This window comes from Streptomyces sp. CNH287, assembly GCF_000424825.1.
In genome coordinates this window covers 786,973-794,739 of the sequence record NZ_KE384251.1, presented here as the reverse complement: position 1 = coordinate 794,739, position 7,767 = coordinate 786,973, and the positions used below count along the sequence as shown (strand labels likewise).

7 protein-coding genes are annotated in these 7,767 nt (G+C 74.9%); 3 read left to right on the top strand and 4 right to left on the bottom strand.

Going from position 1 to position 7,767, the window contains the following annotated elements:
* The 4 genes from H299_RS0127420 to H299_RS0127405 all read right to left on the bottom strand — a co-directional run.
* The coding region (locus H299_RS0127420; protein WP_037761023.1) for an ABC transporter ATP-binding protein at window positions 1-606 on the bottom strand (606 nt) is incomplete at its 3' end.
* Window positions 607-907: 301 nt separating this feature from the next.
* Window positions 908-1,735 (bottom strand): hypothetical protein, encoded by an 828-nt coding sequence (locus tag H299_RS36600; protein WP_037760663.1) that lies wholly within the window; start codon window positions 1,733-1,735, stop codon window positions 908-910.
* 40 nt (window positions 1,736-1,775) lie between these two features.
* Window positions 1,776-2,270 carry an SUKH-3 domain-containing protein gene (locus H299_RS0127410; protein WP_051262884.1) on the bottom strand — a complete coding sequence of 165 codons (495 nt, stop codon included), beginning with the start codon at window positions 2,268-2,270 and terminating at the stop codon, window positions 1,776-1,778.
* 2 nt (window positions 2,271-2,272) lie between these two features.
* On the bottom strand, window positions 2,273-2,881 hold the full coding sequence (locus H299_RS0127405; protein WP_027751023.1) for a YwqJ-related putative deaminase: 609 nt from the start codon (window positions 2,879-2,881) through the stop codon (window positions 2,273-2,275).
* 136 nt (window positions 2,882-3,017) lie between these two features.
* On the opposite strand from H299_RS0127405, the gene H299_RS36595 reads away from it, so the two are divergent.
* From H299_RS36595 to H299_RS0127390, 3 genes are all read left to right on the top strand, one after another.
* A complete protein-coding gene (locus H299_RS36595; protein WP_037760661.1) occupies window positions 3,018-3,758 on the top strand; it encodes a sensor domain-containing protein in 741 nt (246 codons plus the stop codon).
* Window positions 3,759-3,836: 78 nt separating this feature from the next.
* The gene (locus tag H299_RS0127395) at window positions 3,837-4,811 is read left to right on the top strand and encodes an SMI1/KNR4 family protein (protein ID WP_027751022.1); all 975 of its coding nucleotides are present in this window, start codon (window positions 3,837-3,839) and stop codon (window positions 4,809-4,811) included.
* Between the two features lie 7 nt (window positions 4,812-4,818).
* Window positions 4,819-7,413, top strand: a complete 2,595-nt coding sequence (locus H299_RS0127390) for an SUKH-4 family immunity protein (protein ID WP_027751021.1) — start codon at window positions 4,819-4,821, stop codon at window positions 7,411-7,413.
* Window positions 7,414-7,767 lie beyond the last annotated feature (354 nt).

Genomic DNA, 7,767 nt, shown 5'->3' with positions numbered 1-7,767 from the left:
GCGGAGGAAGCCGAGTACTTCGGCGCCGGCGCGGGAGTCGAGGTTTCCGGTGGGTTCGTCGCCGAAGATGATCTCGGGGCGGGAGGCCAGGGCGCGGGCGACGGCGACGCGCTGCTGCTGGCCGCCGGAAAGCTCGTTGGGCCGGTGCTTGAGGCGGCCGGAGAGCCCGACGGTCTCGATCACCCGGTCCAGCCACTCCTTGTCGGGCTTGCGGCCCGCGATGTCCATGGGCAGCGTGATGTTCTCCAGCCCGTTCAGCGTGGGCAGCAGGTTGTACGCCTGGAAGATGAAACCGATCCGGTCCCGCCGCAACTGCGTCAGCTTCTTGTCCTTCAGCGAGGTGATCTCCTGGTCGCCGACCCAGATCTGCCCGCTGCTGACGCTGTCCAGCCCGGCCAGGCAGTGCATGAGGGTGGACTTGCCGGAGCCGGAGGGCCCCATGATCGCGGTGAAGGCACCGCGGGCGATGTCCACGTCCACCTGGTCCAGCGCGACCACCCGCGTCTCACCCGCGCCGTACGCCTTGACCACCTGCCGCGCAGCGGCGGCAACAGCCGTGCGACCTCCACTGCCCCCGGTCCTGGGATTCGCTACAGCCGTTGTCACAACAGTCTCCTATGCCGGATCACTCGTCATACGGACGCTTCGGCGGGACGCTCTCCCACCTGCCATGAGCTTGCTCGATGGACGGGGTGCGCCGCGATGGGGCTCATCTCCGTATCCGCCCGGGGGTTTTCCCCACCTCGCCGCTCCTGCGAGCCGTAGGAAGAGCATAGGAACGCCCGGACAGGCCGTTCGTCCTGCGCGGGGACGAACCCCGGGTCGGGGACCGTGGGTGACAGCCCCTAGGGGGCGCGGCGCCGAGAGGGCTCGGCGCCCGGGGATCAAGGAGCGGGGCGGGGGAAGGTCAGGCCGTGGGCTGGAGGCGGTACGGCAGCCCGTTCAGGTCGCCCGCCAGCAGCGCAGCGTGGGGGAGGGCGAAGTCGCCGTTGTTCAGCTCCCAGCCGCTGAACTGCGCCCCCATGATCCGCTCCGGAAGGTACGCGCGCAGCCCCGGCGGCATGTCCGACGCGTAGCTGACGGGCTCGCCCCAGCCCTCCGGCGCCTCGTCCGTGCCGAAGAGCACCCAGTGGTCGGAGCGGACGCGGGCGGCCAGGTCGGGCGGACCGCCGGTGTGGCAGTCCAGCGCCGGGGCGACCAGTACGTCCGGGTCGTGCGGCTCGTACCAGACCAGCAGCGGCTCGGCCTTCCGCGCCTCGGCGTTGTCGAAGCAGCAGACCATCAGGGTGTGCCCCGGGTAGAAGGCGGCGTAGAACTCCATCAGCGCCGGATCGAGCCGGGGCCGCTTCCGCTCCGGGACGCGGCTCAGCGCCGCCGGCAGCAGCGTCGGGTCGTCGGCGAGCAGCACGGTGTACACATCGTGCTCGAAAACCTGGACGGTGCCCGTCCGCCCGAAGCCCATCATCGCGGCCGACCCCGGCACGGCCGGGAAGAACGGCCTCATCGCGGCCACCATCCGGTCCAGGAGGTCCGGACTGCCGCTGGTGGAGAGGAAGTTGGCCTGCGTCATGGACACCGCGGGCAGGTGCAGCAGCATCGCGTTGGGTCCGCCGCCGAGGTTGACCGCGGTGTTCTGGTACCCCAGCACGTGCACGAGCCCGCGCTCGGGATGCCGCCTGCGCCCGGCGTACAGGATCGTCCGGCTGAACTCGGCCGCCGCCATCGATACACACATGCCGTCAAGCTATCGCCCGCCACCGACAGTTGGGCGCGGCCTACGGCACGACGAGCCGCTCCGGGCGGATGCCCGTCAGCAGCGTGGCGAGCGCCGCGTCGACATCCGCGCCGAGATACCAGTCGCCGGTGTGGTCGAGGGCGTAGACGCGGCCCTCGAAGTCGATGGCGAGCAGCGCGGCGTCGTCCGCCTCCGCGCCCAGCGGGGCGATCTCCGTACCGAGCGCACGGCCCAGGTCCGCCAGGGTGCGGGCCGAGTGGAGGCCGGGCAGCGGATCGACCCGCAGCGCGGTCGGTGCCAGGTCGTGGCCGGGCCCGACGGGCCCGAGGTCCAGGCCGCCGAACTCTGCCCAGGCCTCCACCGCGGCGGGGAAGACCGCGTGTTCGTGCCCGGCCGGGGAGGTGTGGGCGCGCAGCGCGTCGGCCCACACCTCGGCCTGCCGGATGTCCCAGCGTCCCGGCTGCCAACCCGCCGCGCGCAGTGCGGCGTCGACGGCGGCGGGAAAACGGGTGGCCGGCTCGTGCCCACGGGTCACGGTCAACGGACCTCCTCCGCGACGGGGGCCACGGCCCGTACTCCGAAGTGCGCCAGCATCGGCGCGCAGGAGCGGCAGGGCGGGGCGTAGCTGCCGTGCCGCGGGTCGCCGTCCTCGCGGATGCGGCGGGTGGTGAGCTTCGCCTGCTTCAGCGCCCGCTTGGCCTCGCCGTGCGTCAGGGGCTTGCGCGCCGCCCGCTTGCCGGTGCGGGCCGCCTCGACCGAGGTGAGGAAGCGTGAGAGCAGGACGGCCTCGGGGCAGCGGCCCGCGTGCCGCTCGCGCGCGCCGGTGCCGAGCGAGTCCAGGAAGCCCTGGACGAGCGGGTGCAGGCTGGGCGCCTCGCCCTTGCTGCCGGTGCAGGTGAGGGTCTCGCCCCGGACGGACAGCGCGGCGGCGACGGCGGGGAGGATGCCGTCCCGCCGGTGCCGCAGTGCGGGCCCGGGCGGCACCGGCGGCACGGCGGACGCGCCCGGCGCAGCCCCCGGGCGCCCGCGTGCGCGACCGCCGCCCGGGCCGCCCCCGCGGGATCGCAGCCAGCCGATCCGAGGGTCTCCCGAGGCCGCGCGTCCCTGCTCCTGTCTCTCCGACGGATGCTGCTGTGTGCTGTGCATGATGGTGCTTCCTCCCCGCGACCTCCGTGTGTGGAGATCAGCGCCAAGTATGCAGGGGGACGCGCGAGGGGGGTGGCGGGTTCCGTCCCGCCAGCCCAGCATCAGCCGTACGACACATCCGAGGCAGGAGTTCTCCATGCGCAGCACCACCTTGCGCCGCACGGTGGCGGCCGTCGCGCTGATACCCGTACTGACGCTGCCGTCGCTCGCGTGCAGTGGCGGCGGGGAGCGCGGCGAGGCCGGCCGGAAGGGCGGCTCCCGGGGTGCGGAGGCGGACGGCGGCGGGTCCGGACCGCCGCTGTCCGCGAAGCGGCTGGAGGAGGCCCTGCTCGAGACGGGCGACGTGCGGGGCTACCGGGCCCACCGCAACGCCGAGGAGGCGCTGCCGCCGGAGAACACCATGGCGGCCGACCGCCCCGAGTGCGAGGCGATCACCGACACCGTCGACTCCAGACCGAGGCACGCGCGTGCCGCCTACGCGAGCGGCGTCGTGATGAAGGGCGACCTCGACACCGCCGCCGCCCTCCACCAGGTGCTGCTCGCCTCCTACCCGCCCGGCGAGGCCGCCACCTGGCTGGACGAGTTGCGGCGTGCGCTGGAGCGCTGCCGGCACTTCACCGGCAGCACCGGCACCGGCGAGCAGGCCGAGCTGACGATCGAGCCTGGCGAGGAGCCCGGCGTGGGCGACGAATCGGTGCGGTTCACCATGAAGGACGCCAAAGGCAAGGACTCCCCCACCGTCTTCACCGTCGTGCGGGCGGGGAGCGACACCGCGACGTTCATGTCGGTCGGCGCCTTCGGGGACCCGATGCCGACCGCGAAGCGGGTGGTGGTCGCGCAGTACGAGAAGCTGGTGGCGGCGCGGCGCCGGGGGTGACCGTACGGGCCGATGCCCCGGTCTTGCCCTAGCGCATAGGCTGTGCGGGACAGCCAGAAGCAGCAGGGGGCTACCGCCATGACGACAGGTCGGCTCGGGCAGCATGCCGCGCCACCGAACACGGCCTACGCCGGACAGGCCGTGAACTTCCCGGACCCGGTCCGGGCCAGCCGCCACCCCCACGGGGTGCGGGTGGACGGGCACGGCTACCCGGACTTCTCGCCGTACGCCCGTGCCGCCGCCGAGATCGCCGAGCCCCCCGAGGGCTTTGGCGTCGACGAGCTGAGACTCACGGACTTCGTCTCGGCCAACGCCGCGCTGCACGCGGACGGGCACGAGCTGTGGACCGGGCTCCCGGCCGTGGCCACCCCGCACGGCTGGACGTGGCACCACGTCGCGCACTCCCGGCGCATGGAGCTGGTCCCGGTCGAGGTCAAGGCCCTGCTGCGGCACCACGGCGGGCTGGCGACGGCCGCCGTGGACCACGCCAAGCGCGGCACCCGCCCGCTCCAGGAGACCCGGCCCGCGCACTTCGCGGTGCCGCACGACGTCGCCGTCCGCGAGGACCAGGTCGTCGACGCCGAGGAGAAGCTGGGCTACCGGCTGCCGGGCGCGTACCGGGCCTTCCTCAAGGCCGCGGGCGGCAGCGCGCCGCGGGGTGTGGCCCTCGACGCCGAGCTGGGCCTGCTGGTCGACCAGCCCTTCTTCACCGTGCGCGACGAGGCCGCGGTCAATGACCTCGTCTACGTCAACAAGTGCCTCCGCGACCACCTGACCAAGGACTACCTGAGCGTCGGTTTCGTGCAGGGCGGCATCATCGCAGTGAAGGTGAAGGGCGACCAGATCGGCTCCGTGTGGTTCTGCGCGTACGACGACGCGCGCGACCACGAGGGCCTGACCGTGCACGAGCGGATGGCCTCGCTGCTGCTGCCCTGCGGAGCCGACTTCGACGACTTCCTGCTCCGCCTCGCAGGCAGCCCGCCGGAGCTGGAGACCGTGGCGAATCTGATGGTGGACGGCGGCTTCGCGCGCGCCGTCCCGGTGAAGGGGTGAGGGTGCGATGGTGACCTTCGCAGAGGCTCAGGAGCGCGCGGAACGCTGGGTCAACGCAGACGTGACCGGCTACCAGCACCGCAACGTGCTGGTGCGTGAGTTCGATCTCGGTTTCGTGGCGTGGTCGGAGGACCGCGACAACGGCCCGATCGGCGAGAGCGCCCGTACCCGGCTGGTGATCGCCCGCGACAGCGGCGACATCACGCTCTGGCCCGGGCTGCCCGTCGACGAGGTCATACGCCGGTACGGCCAGGAGTACGGCGCCCCCGCCGCGGCGGACAGCGCGCCGGCCGCGGGCCCGCCGAAGCGGCTGGACCTGGAGGCGACGTCGTTCCTGCTGACGCCGCCCGAGTGGCTCCAGGAAGCCGCCGACCAGATGGGCGTACCGGACAACAGGCCGCGGCGCTCCGGCGGCGCGGACGGTCCCGCACCCGGCACCCCGGCGCCCGGCCCCGCCCCGGCCCCGGCGTCCGCCGGCAGCGGTGCGAGCTGGTCGGTGCCGGCGGCGAACCCCTGGGAGGCGACGGACACCAGCGGCACGGACGTGGGCGCCGCGCAGCAGCCGCCCGCGACGGTCTTCGCTCCGCCGATCAGCGGCAGTGACGACGACGACACGCCCCCACCGCCGAGTGCCCGCTCGGAGGCCAAGACCGCGCTGCTTCCCGACGGCAGCGGCCTGCCCAGGACGGCCGTCTCTCCGGTGCTCAGCCCGCCCGGGACACCGGACGCGCCCGGCACGCCGCCGCCGACCGGGCCGGGCACACCGGAGGCCCCGGCCGGCATGCCGTCCGCGCCCGCCGCCGCGCCGCCGCAGGCTCCGGCGGCTCCGGCGGCCCCCGGTACCCCGCCGCCCGGCCAGGGCGACTCCGGCGGCGGCGGTGGTGTGCACCACGCGGCCACCATGCTCGCCGACCCCTCCATGGGCGGCCCCCCGGCACCCGCCGCGCCCGCCGCACCCCAGACCCCCGCAGCCCCGGGCACACCGCACGCCCCCGGCACCCCCGGCGCCCCGATGGGCGGCGGGGCGGGCGACATCGCCGACGCCGCCACCAGCCGCGCCCAGCGCGGTTCCGTACCCGCGCGGGCCCGCTCGTCCCGGGGCAGCGGACCGACGGTGCCCCCGCCGCCGGGCGCCCCGGGGACACCCGGCGCGCGTTCCGGCGCCGGACAGCAGCCCCCCGTGGGCCCTGGCGGACCTGGTACGCCCGGCGGCGGTTACGTGCCGACGCAGATGGTCTCCGCCGACGAGGTGGCCTCGCTGGGCGGGCAGTCCCCGGCCACGCCCCCGCCGGGCGGCGACCAGGGCGGTTCGGGCGGCGGTGGTGTGCACCACGCGGCCACCATGCTCGCCGACCCCTCCATGGGCGGCCCCGCTGCACCCGCTGCACCCGCCGCGCCCCAGGCCCCCGCAGCCCCGGGCACACCCGCGGGGCCGCCCGGCGGCGGAGTGCACGCCGCCGCCACCATGCTGGCGGGCCCGGGACAGGGCGGCCCCGCCGCCCCGCCCGCGCCCGGCCCGCCCGGCACCCCCATGGGCGCCCCGCCCGGCCCCGGCATGCCGCCCGGCGTCCCCGGCGGTGCGCCCCCCGCGTACGGCTATCCGGCCCCGGGCGGGCTGCCAACCGTCGGCCCCGGGTACATGGCTGTCCTGCGCTACCGCGCGCCCGACGGCTCCGAGCAGCAGCTCATCCGCCGCTCGGCGCCCGGCACCCCGCACCCCGAGTGGCAGATACTGCACGAGCTGCGCGCCATGAACATCCCGCCGCAGCAGGTCCTCGAGCTCCACACCGAGCTGGAGTCCTGTGACCTGCCCGGCGGCTACTGCTCCCGGATGATCCGGGAGACCTGGCCGCAGGTCCGGGTCAGCCACACCGCCGCGTACGGGCGCGACCACGCCTCCCGGCAGCAGGGCATGCGGCACCTCGTGGAGCACCAGGGTGAGCTGCACCAGGTCGCCGACGCCCCGCCGCGCCCCGCGCCCAACAGGGTGCCGCTGCCCGCCCCGCACCAGATCCAGCCCGCACCGCCGATTCCGCCGGACGGCATCGGCCAGGAGCTGCTCCAGGCGTTCGGGCCGCAGGGCGTGTTCCGCTTCGACCAGCGGGCCGTCTCCCGGCAGGGCGTACCGGACATCGTCGGGCAGGTGCTGGTCTGGGCGGGCGTGCCGACCGACCTCGGGCCGTTCTTCTGGGGTCAGGCCCAGCCCGGCCGCCCCGTGCCCACGCTGGCCGAGCTGGCCCAGGAGCGCGGCATCCAGCCCGCGGCCGACGCCGGTTCGTACCTGGTCATGGGCAACGACTTCGGCCGCCAGCTGTGCGTCCAGTACGGCACGGCACACATCGTCGCCGTGCCGCTGGAGGCCGATCCCGGCGGGCAGGGCGCGGCGCCGCAGTTCGTCAACACCGGTCTGCCCGAGTTCGTGCGCTGCCTCGCCCTGCTGGGCCGGATGTGGCGCCTGCGCTACGGGCTGACGCCGGAGCAGGCGGGCCGCTGGACGGTCGACTTCCAGACGCAGCTCGCCATGCTCGACGGCGCGGCGCTCGCCTCTCCGGAGAACTGGTGGTCCGTGCTGCTGGAGCAGCTGTGGGACGGTCTCTTCTGACCCGGACCCCGCACCGGCCCCGTGCCCGCCCGCGCACGCCCGCGCCGCCCCCGGCCCGCCGCACCGGAGCCGGCCGGGGGCGCCCGTATGCCGTCACCCGCACGACTGGGTTCGCGTCCCGCCGGGTTGACGCTCCCGAGCAGTTCCGCGTCCCCGCCGTGCGCCCGGCGCCGCCCGCGTGACCGCAGGTCAGCACCCTTGGCATGACCCGCACGGCGCAGCTCACCGCGCTCGTCCGGCGTGAACTTTCTGATCACTTTCGCTGAGATGCGACGATTACAGCCGCAGGCCGCCCATAGCGCATCCTGGGATGCGGAACACGGGCGAACCCGCGCGTTTCGCACGCCCCTCCCC

Coding starts and splice junctions, on each gene's coding strand:
- H299_RS0127390 (WP_027751021.1), top strand. CDS start 4,819: ATGGTGACCTTCGCAGAGGCTCAGGAGCGCGCGGAACGCTGGGTCAAC.
- H299_RS36595 (WP_037760661.1), top strand. CDS start 3,018: ATGCGCAGCACCACCTTGCGCCGCACGGTGGCGGCCGTCGCGCTGATA.
- H299_RS0127405 (WP_027751023.1), bottom strand. CDS start 2,881: ATGCACAGCACACAGCAGCATCCGTCGGAGAGACAGGAGCAGGGACGC.
- H299_RS36600 (WP_037760663.1), bottom strand. CDS start 1,735: ATGTGTGTATCGATGGCGGCGGCCGAGTTCAGCCGGACGATCCTGTAC.
- H299_RS0127395 (WP_027751022.1), top strand. CDS start 3,837: ATGACGACAGGTCGGCTCGGGCAGCATGCCGCGCCACCGAACACGGCC.